The sequence below is a fragment of the Pseudomonas sp. 22072 genome (assembly GCF_052046095.1).
Lineage (GTDB): Bacteria > Pseudomonadota > Gammaproteobacteria > Pseudomonadales > Pseudomonadaceae > Aquipseudomonas > Aquipseudomonas paracarnis.
This window is the reverse complement of record NZ_JBQEQE010000008.1, coordinates 194,373-209,971: the sequence shown is the minus strand read 5'-3', so window position 1 is coordinate 209,971 and position 15,599 is coordinate 194,373. Positions and strand designations below refer to the sequence as shown.

At 61.6% G+C, this 15,599-nt stretch carries 15 protein-coding genes and 1 riboswitch; of the genes, 4 read left to right on the top strand and 11 right to left on the bottom strand.

Annotated features, from left to right (window positions below):
* Positions 1–155: 155 nt before the first annotated feature.
* The 6 genes from ACTJLA_RS11310 to cobO are packed head-to-tail and all read right to left on the bottom strand — an operon-like array spanning position 156 to position 6,128.
* Positions 156–1,607: a cobyric acid synthase gene (locus tag ACTJLA_RS11310; RefSeq protein WP_314547091.1), complete on the bottom strand. Its 1,452-nt coding sequence runs from the start codon at positions 1,605–1,607 to the stop codon at positions 156–158.
* Positions 1,604–2,593 carry a threonine-phosphate decarboxylase CobD gene (gene cobD / locus ACTJLA_RS11305; RefSeq protein ID WP_054899033.1) on the bottom strand — a complete coding sequence of 330 codons (990 nt, stop codon included), beginning with the start codon at positions 2,591–2,593 and terminating at the stop codon, positions 1,604–1,606. Before cobD ends, ACTJLA_RS11310 begins: the two co-directional genes overlap by 4 nt.
* On the bottom strand, positions 2,586–3,494 hold the full coding sequence (cbiB, locus tag ACTJLA_RS11300; RefSeq protein ID WP_054899034.1) for an adenosylcobinamide-phosphate synthase CbiB: 909 nt from the start codon (positions 3,492–3,494) through the stop codon (positions 2,586–2,588). The genes cobD and cbiB overlap by 8 nt, the downstream gene beginning before the upstream one ends.
* Positions 3,491–4,141, bottom strand: coding sequence for a 5,6-dimethylbenzimidazole synthase (gene bluB / locus ACTJLA_RS11295; RefSeq protein WP_034128328.1), 651 nt, complete (start codon positions 4,139–4,141; stop codon positions 3,491–3,493). The genes cbiB and bluB overlap by 4 nt, the downstream gene beginning before the upstream one ends.
* Entirely contained in the window at positions 4,138–5,520 is a 1,383-nt protein-coding gene (locus ACTJLA_RS11290; protein WP_054920197.1) for a cobyrinate a,c-diamide synthase, read from the bottom strand. The genes bluB and ACTJLA_RS11290 overlap by 4 nt, the downstream gene beginning before the upstream one ends.
* Positions 5,517–6,128, bottom strand: coding sequence for a cob(I)yrinic acid a,c-diamide adenosyltransferase (gene cobO / locus ACTJLA_RS11285; RefSeq protein ID WP_034128326.1), 612 nt, complete (start codon positions 6,126–6,128; stop codon positions 5,517–5,519). Before cobO ends, ACTJLA_RS11290 begins: the two co-directional genes overlap by 4 nt.
* Before the next feature lie 79 nt (positions 6,129–6,207).
* Positions 6,208–6,454: riboswitch (cobalamin riboswitch) on the bottom strand.
* A 99-nt stretch (positions 6,455–6,553) separates the two neighbouring features.
* Between cobO and ACTJLA_RS11280 the strand changes: the two genes are divergently transcribed.
* Entirely contained in the window at positions 6,554–7,867 is a 1,314-nt protein-coding gene (locus ACTJLA_RS11280; protein ID WP_054920198.1) for a PQQ-dependent sugar dehydrogenase, read from the top strand.
* A 122-nt stretch (positions 7,868–7,989) separates the two neighbouring features.
* Here the strand turns inward: ACTJLA_RS11280 and ACTJLA_RS11275 are convergent, their stop codons facing one another.
* From ACTJLA_RS11275 to ACTJLA_RS11255, 5 genes are all read right to left on the bottom strand, one after another.
* On the bottom strand, positions 7,990–8,529 hold the full coding sequence (locus ACTJLA_RS11275; RefSeq protein ID WP_003193049.1) for a C40 family peptidase: 540 nt from the start codon (positions 8,527–8,529) through the stop codon (positions 7,990–7,992).
* A gap of 144 nt (positions 8,530–8,673) precedes the next feature.
* On the bottom strand, positions 8,674–9,303 hold the full coding sequence (locus ACTJLA_RS11270) for a C40 family peptidase (RefSeq protein WP_003193051.1): 630 nt from the start codon (positions 9,301–9,303) through the stop codon (positions 8,674–8,676).
* A gap of 209 nt (positions 9,304–9,512) precedes the next feature.
* A complete protein-coding gene (gene hda, locus ACTJLA_RS11265; RefSeq protein WP_014719395.1) occupies positions 9,513–10,217 on the bottom strand; it encodes a DnaA regulatory inactivator Hda in 705 nt (234 codons plus the stop codon).
* A gap of 205 nt (positions 10,218–10,422) precedes the next feature.
* Complete coding sequence (locus tag ACTJLA_RS11260) at positions 10,423–11,496, bottom strand: AI-2E family transporter (protein ID WP_003193054.1); 1,074 nt, start codon at positions 11,494–11,496, stop codon at positions 10,423–10,425.
* Positions 11,497–11,551: 55 nt separating this feature from the next.
* The gene (locus tag ACTJLA_RS11255; protein WP_070415432.1) at positions 11,552–12,592 is read right to left on the bottom strand and encodes a DUF2066 domain-containing protein; all 1,041 of its coding nucleotides are present in this window, start codon (positions 12,590–12,592) and stop codon (positions 11,552–11,554) included.
* 341 nt (positions 12,593–12,933) lie between these two features.
* On the opposite strand from ACTJLA_RS11255, the gene purM reads away from it, so the two are divergent.
* The 3 genes from purM to ACTJLA_RS11240 are packed head-to-tail and all read left to right on the top strand — an operon-like array spanning position 12,934 to position 15,364.
* Complete coding sequence (gene purM / locus ACTJLA_RS11250) at positions 12,934–13,992, top strand: phosphoribosylformylglycinamidine cyclo-ligase (protein ID WP_014719398.1); 1,059 nt, start codon at positions 12,934–12,936, stop codon at positions 13,990–13,992.
* Positions 13,992–14,642, top strand: a complete 651-nt coding sequence (purN, locus tag ACTJLA_RS11245; protein ID WP_003193061.1) for a phosphoribosylglycinamide formyltransferase — start codon at positions 13,992–13,994, stop codon at positions 14,640–14,642. The genes purM and purN overlap by 1 nt, the downstream gene beginning before the upstream one ends.
* 8 nt (positions 14,643–14,650) lie before the next feature.
* A complete protein-coding gene (locus ACTJLA_RS11240; protein WP_014719399.1) occupies positions 14,651–15,364 on the top strand; it encodes a DUF3108 domain-containing protein in 714 nt (237 codons plus the stop codon).
* Positions 15,365–15,599: the final 235 nt, after the last annotated feature.

Genomic DNA, 15,599 nt, shown 5'->3' with positions numbered 1-15,599 from the left:
CCGGCCAGCGTGGTTTAACGGGGCGCCTAAGATCAAAAGCAGATCAAGAGCGGCTCGCTTCGCATCGTGGTTACCGTTGAACACTACAGCGTTGTGTAGATACACATGGCTATCGCAGGCAAGCCAGCTCCCACAGTTAGATGGTGTGAACACCGTCAGATCCCACATAGCTTGCGCAACAAATCGGTGTCCAAGTGGTGCTCCACCAAGTCCGCCAACCGCTCGATATCGCGCTCGCGCAAGCCGTGATAATCCACCTCTTGCACATCCTGCAACCCGGCCCAACGCAGCAACGCGCTGCACGCAGCCGGGGTCTCGAACAGGCCGTGCAGGTAGGTGCCTAGAATTTGCCCATCAGGGCTCTGCGCGCCATCGCTGCGGCCATCGTCCAGCAGTACCGCAGCGCTTGCCAAGGCAGCGCCGCAAGTCACCCCCGCATGGATTTCATAACCGCTGACGTCGGCATCTTCCAATACCAGACGCCCACGCACATTGCGCAGTTGTTTCTCTTGTTCCAGGGTGGTGCTGAACGCCAGCAACCCAAGGCCATCACTGGAACCGGCCAGCCCTTCCAGGCCCAACGGGTCGTGGACTTGCTCGCCGAGCATCTGCAAGCCGCCGCAGATCCCCAGTACCTTGCCGCCATAACGCAGATGCCGCGCCACGGCAGTATCCCAGCCGTTGGCACGCAGATAGGCCAGGTCACTGCGCACGCTTTTCGAGCCCGGCAGGATGATCAGGTCAGCAGCAGGTATCGCCTGGCCCGGCCCGACGAACTGCAAGTCCACCTGGGGGTGCAAGCGCAGCGGGTCGAAGTCGGTATGGTTGCTGATGCGCGGCAGCACCGGCACCACCACCTTGAGCACCTGGGCGGCCTTGTCGATCTGGCGCTGGTCGATGCCGTCTTCCGCCTCCAGGTGCAGGTCCATCACGTAGGGCAGCACGCCGACTACCGGTTTGCCGGTCCGCGCTTCGAGCCAGTCCAGGCCTGGTTGCAGCAACGCGATATCGCCGCGAAAACGGTTGATGATGAAGCCCTTGACCCGGGCCTGCTCACTGGGCGACAGCAGCTCCAGGGTGCCGACCAGATGGGCGAACACGCCGCCGCGGTTGATGTCCGCGATCAACAGCACCGGGCAGTCCACCGCTTCGGCGAAGCCCATGTTGGCAATGTCATTGGCACGCAGGTTGATCTCGGCCGGTGAGCCCGCGCCTTCGACGATCAACACCGGGTAGGCCTGGCTCAAACGCGTGTGGGAGGCCAGCACCGCTTGCATCGCAATGGCTTTGTAGTCGTGATAGGCCACAGCATTCATGCTGGTGACAGCACGGCCATGGATGATCACTTGGGAGCCAGTGTCGCTGTTGGGCTTGAGCAACACCGGGTTCATGTCGGTGTGGGGTGCCAGGTTGGCAGCCTGGGCCTGCACCGCCTGGGCACGGCCGATCTCGCCGCCTTCGGCGGTCACCGCGCTGTTGAGCGCCATGTTCTGCGGCTTGAACGGCGCCACCGCGACGCCCTGGCGTACCAGCCAGCGACACAGCGCAGTCACCAGGGTGCTCTTACCGGCGTCGGAGGTAGTGCCCTGCACCATCAACGTGGTCATGTGGCGTCCTTGTAGGCGGCCAGGGCTTCGTCAAGGCGCAGCCAGTCGGCGTCGGTGCCGGGCAGGCCCAAGCGCACGCTGCTGTTGTGCACAAACAAGCGCAGCAGGATGCCGCGTTGGGCCATGAACTCGTACAGCCGTTCAGCGTGGGGGGTAATCAACCACTGGAACAATGCGCAGCCACCGTGAGGTTGAAGGCCGCGGCGCTCAAGCAACTCGAACAGACGCTGGCCGGCTGCGATGCAACGACTGCGCTGGCGCGCATGCCCGTCGGTGTCGCGCAGGCACACTTGGCCCAGCACCCGCGTCGGACCACTGACAGCCCAGGGCCCGACCTGTTCGGCCAACAGCTTGAGCAACTTGCGCTCGGCCAGCACAAAGCCCAGGCGCACGCCGGCCAGGCCGAAGAACTTGCCGAATGAGCGCAGCACGATCAAGCCGACCTGATCGGCATGGCTGGCCAGGCTCAAGTCCGGGGTCACGTCAATGAATGCCTCGTCCACCACCAGCCAGCCACCGCGCTGGGCCAGCCGCGCATGCCAGTCCAGCAGGCGTTGCGGGCTCAGGCTCAAGCCGGTGGGGTTGTTGGGGTTGACCACGACCAGCACGTCGAGGCTGTCGAGAAAGAAGTCGACTTCCTGCTCCTGCACTTCACGCACCACATAACCGGCACGGCGCCAGGCTTCGGCGTGCTCGGCGTAACAGGGCGAAAGCACGCCGACCTTACCGGAACGACGCAGGCGCGGCAGCAGTTGGATCGCTGCCTGGGAACCCGGCACCGGCAGCAACGGGCCGGCACCGTAATACTCGCTGGCAGCCTTCTCCAAGCCGTCATCGGTTTCCGGCAAGCGCGCCCAGGCACGCAAGGGAATCTCGGGAATCGGCCACGGCCAGGGCGCCAGGCCGCTGGACAGGTCGAGCCAATCCGCTTCGGCAATGCCGTACTCAATCGCGGCCTTACGCAGCCGACCACCATGTTCAAGCATAGATTTGCGCCCCCACGCACAGGACCAGCAGCCACAGCCATACGCCGCGCTGCACCAGTTGCCAGCCGCGATCAATGGAATCGGCGTCGGCCGGCGGGCCTTCGCCCAATGGCGGGCGCTGATGCACCTCGCCGTGATAAATCGCCGCGCCGCCGAGTTCCACACCCAAGGCTCCGGCCCCTGCCGCCATCACCGGGCCGGCGTTGGGGCTGTCCCAGGTCGGGCCCTGGGTGCGCCAGCATTTGAGCGCCAGGCGGGTTTTACCCAATAGCGCGTAGGTTAAAGCCACCAAGCGCGCAGGAATATAGTTGAGCACATCATCGATCCTGGCGGCTGCCCAGCCGAAGCGCTCAAAGCGCTCATTGCGATAGCCCCACATGGCGTCCAGGGTGTTGCTCAGACGATAGAGCACCACGCCCGGCACACCGGCCACCACGAACCAGAACAACGCGGCGAATACCGCATCGCTGCCGTTCTCCAGCACCGATTCGGTGGCTGCGCGCGCGACTTCAGTACGGTCCAGTTCGCTGGTCTGGCGGCTGACCAGGTAACTCACACGCGTGCGCGCTTCGTCCAGGTCATCACGGCGCAGAGCCTGGGCCACTGGCATCACGTGCTCGCCCAGGCTGCGCATGCCCAAGGCGCAGTACAGCGCCAGGATCTCCAGCAGCCAGCCGATATAAGGCGCCCAAGACAACGCCGTGGCCAGCAGGGTCAGCGGCACCACCGCGATAAACCACGCGGTCACACCATGGCTGCGCCAGCCACGCCCGCCAGTATTGAAACGTTGCTCGATGCGCCCGGCGAAATTGCCGAACGCCACCAGCGGATGCCAGCGCCTGGGCTCACCCAGCAGCGCATCCAGCGCCACCGCAGCGACACACAGCAAGGCCACACTCATTGACTCACTCCCCACTTGTTTTCATACAGCATGTCACTTAGCGGTCGCGGCTCGGCCCAGCCCTCGAGCTGCAACATCGGTGCCGGGTAAAACTCTGCCACCGGGCCCAGGCACAACACTGCCAGGGGCTTTGCACCGGGTGGCAAACCCAGCAACTCGGCCAGGGCCTGGGGGTCGAACAGCGAAACCCAGCCCATGCCCAACCCTTCCACGCGCGCCGCCAGCCACAGGTTCTGGATGGCGCAGGAGAGCGAGGCCATGTCCATTTCCGGCAAGGTGCGGCGCCCGAAGATGTGGCGCTCGCGATCGTCCATCAAGGCGGCGACCAGTACCTCGGCGCAGTCGCTGATGCCTTCGACCTTGAGCTTCATGAACGCATCGGAGCGCTCGCCCAAAGCTTCGGCGGTGCGCACGCGCTCTTCTTCCACCAACTGTTGAATCTGGCTGCGCAACGAACGGTCGCTGATGCGGATAAAACGCCACGGCTGCATCAGGCCGACACTGGGCGCCTGGTGCGCGGCGTGGAGCAGGCGTTGCAGCAGTTCAGGCGCGACGCTGCCACCGCGGAAGTGGCGCATGTCGCGGCGTTCGGCGATGGCGCGATAGACGGCCTCGCGATCGGCTTGGGGGAAAGCGTTGTCAGTCATGGCCTCATCGGGGGCAAGCCCCCTCCCACATTTGGAATGCATTCCCCTGTGGGAGCTGGCTTGCCTGCGATAGCTGTCTCAAGGTCAGGCGCAAACAACGCGGCCACCGCGCCAGGATTCGACGGAAAATAAAAGTGCACATAGGACGCCGTCATCCGCCCCTGTCGATAGACCGCTTCGGCACCGCGCCCGCCGTTAGGGCTAAGCCCACGGGCAATCGGCGCCCATTCGGTACTGGTCAGAGAATGATGATAGGTATGCCCACGCAAGGTCCCCTCCGGCAGCTCGACACTTTGCAGCGCCAGGGCCGCGAGTTTCTTCTGCATCACCGCATCGCCTTGCAACAAGCCAACCAGTTCGGCGCGTGTACCGTCCACATCGGTCAAGGAGTCGAGCAGATAGAGCATGCCGCCACATTCAGCGAGCAGTGGCTTGCCAGCGGCGTGATGAGCACGAACTGCGCCCAGCATCGAGGTATTGGCCGACAATGCCTGGTGGTGCAGTTCCGGATAGCCGCCGGGCAGATAGAGGCTGTCAGCTTGAGGCAATTGGCGATCATGGATCGGTGAAAAGAACTTCAACTCGGCGCCCATCGCCCGCAGCAAATCCAGGCTGGCGCCGTAGGTAAAGGCAAAGGCTTCGTCACGGGCCACGGCAATCCGCACACCGGCCAGCAAGGGCTCGGCCTCGACCACTTGCGGCGCGGCAAAGGTCACCGGCGGCGGCAGGGCCACTTCGCAACTGCTTCCCAACGCCTGGGCGGCAGCATCCAAGCGTATGTCAAGGTCATTCAGTTCGCTGGCTTGCACCAGGCCCAGGTGGCGGCTGGGCAGTTCGATGCCGGTCTCACGGGATAACGCGCCGTACCAACGCAAGCCCTCGGTGAGGCTGCCTTCAAGCAATTGCGCATGGCGCAGGGTGCCGACGCGATTGGCCAGCACGCCGGCGAACGGCAGGTCGGGCTGATAGCGCGCCAGCCCCAGGGCCAGGGCGCCGAACGTCTGGGCCATGGCGGTGCCATCGATCACGCCCAGCACCGGTACACCGAAGTGCCGCGCCAGGTCAGCGCTGGAAGGCGTGCCGTCGAACAGGCCCATCACGCCTTCGATGAGGATCAGGTCAGCCTCCCCCGCTGCCTCCCAGAGCAGGCGGCGGCTTTCCTGCTCGCCCACCATCCACATGTCCAACTGGTACACCGGCGCGCCACTGGCACGCTCGTGGATCATCGGGTCGAGAAAGTCCGGCCCGCATTTGAACACGCGCACCTTGCGTCCCAGGTTGCGGTGCAAACGGGCGAGCGCGGCGGTGACCGTGGTTTTGCCCTGGCCGGACGCCGGAGCGGCGATCAATACGGCCGGGCAATGACGGGGCTGATTCAAAGTTCGACGCCTTTCTGTGCCTTGATACCGGCCTGGAACGCGTGCTTGAGCATGCCCATTTCGGTGACGGTGTCGCCCATTTCGATCAGCTCAGGCTTGGCGCCACGGCCGGTGACCACCACATGCTGCATGGGGGGGCGGGCTTGCAGGTCGCTGAGTACCTGGTCCAGGTCAAGGTAACCGTGCTTGAGGGCGATGTTCAATTCGTCCAGCACCACCAAGCCGATAGAGGGGTCATTCAACATGGCCCGGGACACCGCCCAAGCCGCTTCGGCAGCGGCGATATCGCGCTGGCGATCCTGGGTTTCCCAGGTGAAGCCTTCGCCCATCACATGAAAGTGCACCTGCTCGGGGAAGCGGCGGAAAAACAATTCTTCGCCGGTGCTGTTACGCCCCTTGATGAACTGCACCACACCGCATTGCATGCCATGCCCCATGGCCCGGGCCAACATGCCGAACGCCGAACTGCTCTTGCCTTTGCCATTGCCGGTCAGCACCAGCAGCAGGCCGCACTCATTGGGGGAATTGGCGATGCGCTCGTCAATCACGGCTTTTTTGCGCAGCATGCGCGCCAAGTGGCGTTCGTCGCGGTCGGGGGAATCAGTCATGGCAGCTCTCCGTTGGGGCTGGACAAAAACGGCGGGCAGGAAAAAGAAAAAACAGACAGCCAAGCATCGCCCACCGTGATGCTGTTGGATGATCCAGGCCGGTCTCCGGGCTCATGAGTGGCGCTTTTGATAGCAAGCAGCCGAGGGTGCGCCTTCCCATATCGCACGCGATACAGTGGCAAACAGCACCGTCTTGACTCATTTACCGTTGCGGGGGCAGCGCCGGAATCGCGGCGGCACTGTGTACAAGTGCGCTCACTCACCGGCTTCCCTGTTTCACTCTGTCGACGCGCGCGCCACAGAGCACCTGGAACAAGCCGCGAAGGTTAGTGGGTTGGGGGTGGAGCGTCAATTAAAGCTGGCCTTGTACTTGAACCATCTGCCGTTCGTGCTTCTCTACCCCTACAGGTATCAAGGAGAAAACCATGCCTAAAACCCGACTCGCCCTACTGATCATGCTTGCAGGCAGCCTCGCCGCGTGCGGCGAAAGCTCGACCCTGCAGGTCGCCGATGGCACCGGTCCCTCGCCCAAGTTGCCGGAGCCGAACAAGACGCTGATCCCCACCGTCAATATCGCCCCGGCCATCGGCTGGCCCGAAGGCGCCAAGCCCATCGCCGCCGCCGGTACCCAAGTGGCCGCGTTCGCCGAAGGCCTGGATCATCCGCGCTGGCTCTACGTGCTGCCCAACGGCGACGTGCTGGTGGCCGAGACCAATGCACCGCCCAAGCCGGACGATGCCAAAGGCGTACGTGGCTGGGTGATGGAAAAGGTCATGGATCGCGCTGGCGCCGGGGTGCCGAGCCCGAACCGTATTACCTTGCTGCGCGATGCCGACCATGACGGTGTGGCAGAAACTCGCACGGTGTTCCTGGAGAACCTCAATTCGCCGTTTGGCATGACCTTGGTAGGCAACGACCTGTATGTGGCCGATTCGGATAAGTTGCTGCGCTTCCCCTATCAGCCGGGTGAAACCGCAATCACAGCCCCAGGCGCCAAGGTAGTGGACTTACCGGGCGGCCCCTTGAACCACCACTGGACCAAAAATGTGGTGGCCAGCCAGGACGGCAGCAAGCTGTACGTGAGCGTCGGCTCCAACAGCAACGTCGGCGAAAACGGCCTGGAAGCCGAACAGGGCCGCGCCGCCATTTGGGAAGTCGACCGCGCCAGCGGCCAACACCGCATTTTTGCCTCCGGCCTGCGCAACCCCAACGGCATGGCGTGGGAGCCACAGAGCGGCAAGCTGTGGACGGCGGTCAACGAACGCGATGAGATCGGCAGTGACCTGGTGCCGGATTACATCACCTCGGTCAAGGATGGCGGCTTCTACGGCTGGCCCTTCAGTTATTACGGCCAGCATGTGGATGTGCGTGTCACCCCGCAGAACCTGGACATGGTCGCCAAGGCCATCGCTCCCGACTATGCGGTAGGCCCTCATACTGCGTCGCTGGGGCTGACCTTCGCCGAGGGCAGCAAACTGCCCGCTCCCTTCAGTAATGGCGCATTTATCGGCCAGCATGGTTCCTGGAACCGCAAGCCGCACAGTGGCTACAAGGTGATTTTCGTGCCCTTCGAAGGGGGCCAGCCGAAAGGGCAACCGGTGGATGTGCTGACGGGGTTTCTTGATAGCGATGAGAAAGCCATGGGCCGGCCGGTCGGCGTGGTGATAGATCAGCAGGGGGATTTGCTGGTGGCCGATGATGTGGGCAATAAGGTTTGGCGAGTGTCGGCTGTTAAGTAAATCGCCACACACCAATGTGGGAGCGGGCTTGCCCGCGATTACGGTGGCCCAGCCAACCAATCCGTTGACTGACACACTGCATTCGCGGGCAAGCCCGCTCCCACATTTTGGAGTTTATTGATTCAGGGGTTACGCGCCAGATTTCCTGGCAACACGCGCTTGGCGCTCAGGTAGGCATTCTGCCAATACGCTTTGGATAGCGTATCCAGCTTCACCGTACCGCCGGTTTGAGGCGCGTGTACGAAGCGGCCCTCCCCCACATAGATGCCCGCATGGCTGACCCGCGAACCACCACCGGTGGCGAAGAACAGCAGGTCGCCGGTTTGCAGGTTTTGTTCGCTGACGTCCTGGGCACGCATCACGATCAATTCACGGGTGGTGCGCGGCAATGAGATGCCGGCAGCGTCGCGGAATACAAAGCCGATCAGGCCACTGCAATCAAACCCCGAGTCCGGTGTGTTGCCGCCCCAGCGGTAAGGTGTGCCGACCAGGCCCAGCGCACGAAAGAGCACGTCTTCGGCAGCAGGCGAGAAATTCTGGGTGGCATAGTTGAACACCGGCTTAGGCTTGACCGCGACGGGCGCGGGCGGCGGTGTACGGCTGGCGCAGGCGCTGAGCAGCGCGGCGCAAACAATAAGCATCAGGCGGGCCGAGGTCGACATGTGCAGAACAATCCTGGTCTGGATGCGGCTTTCGCTGCCGAACGTTGAAAACCAGAACGCGCAAGCAAAGCTCGCGCGAACGGATGACAACAATGTCCAGGGATTCTAGCGCTTACACGTCAAACTTCAAGTATCACTTTAACTTTACTTACTAGCGGTAACCGTAGTCGGAGCCATGGCGAGTGCACGCTTGGCTTCGATGAAGGTTTTGCTCCAGTAGCTGTCACCCAGGTTATCGACCCGAACACCACCACTGCGGCGGCTGCTGGAGTGGATAAATTGGTTATCGCCCAGGTAGATACCGGCGTGACTGACACGACCGCGGCCACTGGTACTAAAGAAAAGCAGATCACCGGGCTTGAGGTTGTTGCGTGCGACCAACGGTGCATTCACGTTGATCATCTCGCGTGTAGAGCGCGGCAGATTCATGCCGGCTTCTTCACGAAACAGGTAGCCAATGAAACCACTGCAATCAAAACCGGCTTCCGAGGTGCCGCCGAAACGGTAACGGGTACCGATCAAGGACATGCCGCGCTCAAGGATGCTGTCGGCCAGAAGAGGGAGTTGGTAAGGCTTGCTGTCAGAGAACTCGGCGAGTTCTTTTTCGGTTGCCACCTCTTCTTCATAAACAGAAGCAGACTGTGCAGCAACGAACTTTGCCTGATTTTGAACCTGTGGTTTTTGCTGTTCTGCCACCTGCTGAGGGTGGGAGGCGCAGCCAAACAACAGGGTAACGAGTGCGAGAGGCACGAGGGGTGCGAAGCGATTTAGCATGGGCACGACCGTGGCTGATGTGTAAAGAAGCCGAGACTATGCCCTCTATCACATCGATTTGCAAATTCAATCGCGATCTATGTGACTTATCGTTTCGACTATGCCATCTAAGCCGTGATTCCATTTTTCGGTTCAGTTGCGTAGCCCCTCGGGCTCAAACGCAGGTTTTCTGACGCCTTGAAAATGCCGACACACGGAAAATCAAGACCTTACCAGCCCAAGGTTTCTTTCAGGAAAGGGATCGTCAATTTTCTTTGTGCCTGCAAGGAAGCCTGGTCGAGTTGCTCAAGCAAATCGAACAGCGCGCTCATGCTGCGGGTGCCACGGGTGAGGATAAAGTGCCCGACTTCGTCGGTCAGGTGCAGGCCACGACGGGAAGCGCGCAGTTGCAGCGCACGCAGCTTGTCCTCATCGGATAACGGGCGCATCTGGAAGATCAACGCCAGGGTCAGGCGCGACTTGAGATCAGCCAGCTTCACCGGCAGTTCACGCGGCGAGGTGGACGCAGCGATCAGCAAGCGCCGGCCGCTATCGCGCAAGCGGTTGAACAGATGAAACAGCGCCTCTTCCCACTCCGGCTTGCCGGCCACTGCCTGCAGGTCGTCGAGACACACCAGTTCATATTGCTCAAGGTTATCGAAGATGCCGATCCCGCGGTCCATCAACTCGGCCAAGGGCAGGTAGACCGCCGGCTCGCCCGTCTGCTCGAAGCGCAGGCACGCGGCCTGCAGCAGGTGGGTACGCCCCACGCCATGCTTGCCCCACAGATAGATCAGGCTTTCAGTCCACCCGGCGTCGGCTTCGCAAAGCCGCTCCACATAGCCGAGTGCAGCGGCATTGGCGCCTGGGTAGTAGTTGATAAAGGTAGCGTCATCACGCAGACGCACACCTAGGGGCAGCTGAATCGGTTTCATGCTGACTGAACGGCTCCCATCGAACCGTTAGTGGCCTCTATGTAAAGTTTGCAAAGTTTATACCCGTGACGCCGGGCGCACAATGCAGCAGACCACAAGCAAAATCAAAGGTTTGCGTTAACCCGGAGGTTTTACGCAGTTTGTTTGACGCACCCCGGCGCCAGAAACAACAAACCCGGCCAGGGCCGGGTTTGTGACACCGCGATTACAACTCGGGCTCATCCACCCCGGTATACACGTCCGAATCCTTGTACAGGTCGTGCACATGGCGCACCAGCACCATGATCACCGCCGCCACCGGCAGCGCCAACAGGATGCCGGTAAAGCCGAACAGCTCGCCACCCGCCAAAATCGCAAAGATCACTGCCACCGGGTGCAGGCCGATTCGATCGCCCACCAGCAGTGGCGTCAGCACCATGCCTTCCAAGGCCTGGCCCACCATGAACACTGCGACAATCCCCAGCATCGGGTACAGGTCGCCGCCGAACTGGAACAGCCCGGCCACCAGCGCCGCACCGATGCCGATCACAAAGCCCATGTAGGGCACGATGGCCGCCAGGCCCGCGATCAAGCCGATCAACAGCCCCAACTCCAGGCCGATCGCCATCAGGCCAGCAGCGTAAATCACCCCCAGGGCCAGCATCACCAGCAACTGGCCACGCACGAACGCCCCCAATACCTCATGACACTCCGCTGCCAGGGAAACAACACGCTCTTCGCGGTCACGAGGCAGCAGACTGCGGATCTTGGCCATCATGATGTCCCAGTCTCGCAGCAGGTAGAACGCCACCACCGGGATCAGCACCAGGTTGGTCAACCAGCCGATCAGCGCCAGGCTCGATGCAGTCGCCTGGCTGAGCACCACCGTGACGATATCGGTGGTCTTGTCCATGTGCTCGCTGATGGCTGCCTTGACCTTGTCGAACTTCCAGAAGCCATCCGCCAGCCCGAACTTGGACTGGGCCCACGGCATCGCCGTGTGCTGCAACCAGTCGAGCATCTGCGGCGCCAGCTCATAGAGGCGAAACAGCTGCTTGGCCAACATCGGCACCAATATCAACACCAGCGCCGTGATGATCAACGTGAACAGCGCAAACACCGTGATCACGCCCCAGGTGCGCGACATGCCGACTTTTTCCAGGCGATCCACCACCGGATCGAACAGGTAGGCGAGCAGCAGCGCCACCAGGAACGGCGTCAGGATCGAATGCAGCAAGAACACAAAAACGCACAGCAGGACAATCCCGCCAAGCCACACCCAACGACGCGTATCCGCCATAAACCACTCCATCTGTTTTTTACGCCCTTCTTCTATATAGAAGGAGGAACACTATTTACCAACGAAAACGCAATTGCGCCTGGGGCTCAGGTGCAACAGCCGGTTGCGTGCCATCGATCACGGCTGGCTGGGCCGGGGCTTCGCCAGCAGGAATTTCCTGCAGCTTGGCCAGGCTCAATTGGGTGCGCAGTTGTTCGGCGCTGCCATTGACGCGATACACAATCCGGTTGCCATCCACCCACTGCGGCTGGCCGCCAAAGGGCTCCAGCAAACGACCCAGGGCGGCGTAGCGCTCAAGGTTCATGCCTTGTACCTCAAGCAGTTGCTCAGTGCTCACGCCCGGCTTGACCGCAAAGCGTGGCGCCAGCTTTTGGCTGACCGCCAGCAATACCGCATCGGCGAGCGCGGCAGTGTCAGCGCCTTGGGCGGTGCCCTCCTCAGCCTTGTCGCCCAGCCACAGGCGCCATTTGGCCTGCCATTGACTGCCTTCCTGGCGCGCATGCACCGCCAGCAAAGCATCGGCACCGTAACGCTCGGAGGCTGCGCGCAAAGGCGTGGCGTCGGGGCTTTCAAGATTCGGCGCGGTGGCGACTACCTGTTCATCCAGGTCTCCCAACGGCAAGCGCAGCGGCAGCCCCCTGTGTTGCGCGGCTCGGCGCAGGGCCTGGGCAACGGCCTGGCCATCGCCGACCAGGCTGCTGCCTTCAGTTGAATCGTTCAGCCACCAACCCAGGATCGACGGCCGGTTGCTGCCCCAGATCGACAGGCCGGCATCACGCAAGGCGCGATCGGTGCTGACCGGGTCGAAGTCCACTTGCAGGCTTTCCGGCGGGCCGGCGTCGTAGCCGTACTGGCTGATGATTTGTTGCGGGTCTTTGCGGATCGCTGCCAGGCCCGGGCCATCGGCGGCCTTGGCGTCGCCGGTCAGGCGAATCACCAGGGTCTGCACGGCACGCTGGGTGGCTTGGTCGCGCTCTTGGGGCGACTGGCTGCTGACTGGTTCAAGTACTTGATAGAGGCCATTGAGGGTTTCGGCATGACTCGCCAGGCTGACCAACGACAAGCAGCCTACAAAGAAGAATTTACACAGACGCATGGAAGATTCCCGAACGACAAATTTAGCGGTTGGAACAGACCGCGTGATCTCGGTTTGGCAAGGCTGTGACACAGCGACCGGTAAAACATTCACAGGGTCCCGGTAAGTTTTCATACTGTCATAACGCTAGCGAGCTCAAGGCTATACCTTAATACGCACGATTACCGGCCCGATTTGCATTTTTTTGAGCTCATATGCCCTGCCCGTCGGCCCGAGGATGGCCGCTGCCCCTCAAGCCTGATAAAATCGCGCGCCTTCGCAGACCGTCAACGGCAGGGCCCTTTCCAAAAGCCCCCGCCCGCCCGGTCGTTACCCAGAAATCCCCCCTAAAGGCCTGGATCATGAGCAAGCAACCCTCCCTGAGCTACAAGGACGCCGGTGTAGACATCGACGCCGGTGAAGCATTGGTCGAACGCATCAAGAGCGTCGCCAAGCGCACTGCGCGCCCTGAAGTCATGGGTGGCCTGGGCGGTTTTGGCGCCCTCTGCGAAATCCCGGCCGGCTACAAGCAGCCTGTACTGGTGTCCGGCACCGACGGCGTAGGCACCAAGCTGCGCCTGGCCCTGAACCTGAACAAGCACGACAGCATTGGCATCGACCTGGTCGCCATGTGCGTCAACGACCTGGTGGTGTGCGGCGCCGAGCCGCTGTTCTTCCTCGACTACTACGCCACCGGCAAGCTCAATGTCGAGACCGCGACCCAGGTCGTGACCGGCATCGGCGCCGGCTGCGAATTGTCGGGTTGCTCCCTGGTCGGCGGTGAAACCGCTGAAATGCCAGGCATGTACGAAGGCGAAGACTACGACCTGGCCGGCTTCTGTGTCGGTGTGGTGGAAAAAGCCGAGATCATCGACGGCTCCAAAGTAGCTGCTGGTGACGCCCTGCTCGCCCTGCCATCGTCCGGCCCGCACTCCAACGGCTACTCGCTGATCCGCAAGATCATCGAAGTGTCCGGCGCCGACATCGAGAACATCCAGCTCGACGGCAAGCCACTGACCGACCTGTTGATGGCGCCCACCCGCATCTACGTCAAGCCACTGCTCAAGCTGATCAAGGACACCGGCGCCGTCAAGGCCATGGCCCACATTACCGGTGGCGGCCTGCTGGACAACATCCCGCGCGTACTGCCAAAAGGTGCCCAGGCGATCGTCGACGTGGCCAGCTGGCAGCGCCCGGCAGTCTTCGATTGGCTGCAGGAAAAAGGCAACGTCAACGAAACCGAAATGCACCGCGTGCTGAACTGCGGCGTAGGCATGGTGATCTGCGTCGCGCAGGAACACGTTGAAACCGCGTTGAACGTGCTGCGTGAAGCCGGCGAACAACCTTGGGTCATTGGCCAGATCGCCACTGCTGCCGAAGGCGCAGCCCAGGTTGAACTGAAGAACCTCAAGGCTCACTGATGCCCCAGACCTGTGATGTCGTGGTGCTGCTTTCCGGCACCGGCAGTAACTTGCAGGCCCTGATCGACAGCACGCGCACCGGCGACAGCCCGGTGCGCATCGCTGCGGTGATTTCCAACCGCAGCGACGCCTACGGTCTGCAACGCGCCCGTGACGCGGGTATCGATACTCGCTCCCTGGATCATAAGGCGTTCGACGGTCGCGAGGCCTTCGACAGCGCCTTGATCGAACTGATCGACGCCTTCAACCCCAAACTCGTGGTCCTTGCGGGTTTCATGCGCATCCTCAGCGCAGATTTCGTCCGGCACTACGAAGGGCGCCTGCTCAATATCCACCCTTCCCTGCTGCCCAAGTACAAAGGCATGCACACCCACCAGCGCGCCCTCGACGCCGGCGACAGTGAGCATGGCTGCAGCGTGCACTTTGTGACCGAGGAACTCGATGGCGGGCCTCTGGTCGTACAGGCAGTGGTTCCGGTAGAGTCAGGCGACTCGGCGCAGACGCTTGCGCAACGGGTTCATACCCAGGAACACAGGATTTACCCGCTGGCTGTTCGCTGGTTTGCCGAAGGACGGTTGATTCTTGGCGACCAGGGTGCATTATTGGACGGCCAGTTACTCGCGGCCAGCGGCCACTTGATTCGAACCTAGGAGATTTTATGCGTCGCGCCCTGCTTTTCGCTTTTGCGCTGTTCGCTTTGCCTGCCGTACAAGCGGCAGACCTTCACCCCTTCTCCGTCAGCTACACCGCCGACTGGAAACAACTGCCCATGAGCGGTTCGGCTGAACGCAGCCTGAGCAAGAATGGCGACGGTACCTGGACCTTGAATTTCAAGGCCTCGATGATGATTGCCAGCCTGACCGAAACCAGTGTGATCCTGTTCGACAAGGACACCCTGCAACCCAAGAGCTACAGCTTCGAACGCGGCGGCCTGGGCAAGGCGAAGAAGATCAACCTGGACTTCGACCAGAGCGCCAAGAAAGTCACCGGCTTTGAAAACAAAGACCCGGTCAATGTCACGCTCGAAAGCGGCATGCTCGACAAGTCCACCTACCAGCTTGCCCTGCAACGCGATGTTGCCGCCGGCAAGAAGAGCATGAGCTACCGTGTGGTTGAAGGTACAGATACCGATACCTACGACTTCCGCGTGATCGGCTCGGAAAAGGTCCAGACCAAGGTCGGTTCGATCGACGCGATCAAGGTCGAGCGCGTGCGCGACCCGTCGCAGAGCAAGCGCATCACACAGATGTGGTTTGCCAAGGACCAGGGCGGCATTCTGGTTGCCCTGCGTCAGGTCGAGACTGACGGCAAGGAATACAACATCATGCTGCAGGATGGCACCGTTGACGGTAAGGCCGTCAAAGGCAGCTGATTGCTGATGCACCGAAAAGAGCCTCGCTGAATGCGGGGCTTTTTTTTGCCTGCGATAGCGGTGCCGAGGTCAACCTAGCCAACCTGAACATGAAACTTTTGTCATAAAGCCGCTGCGATGGCGACGCAATGCCTTGGTTTACAAGGCTTGCAGCATTGTTGCGTTCCCCGCAATGAATTATTGCGCGCAAAATCAGTTTACTTAGCAAGCTAACAAATCATATAACAGAGGCCTG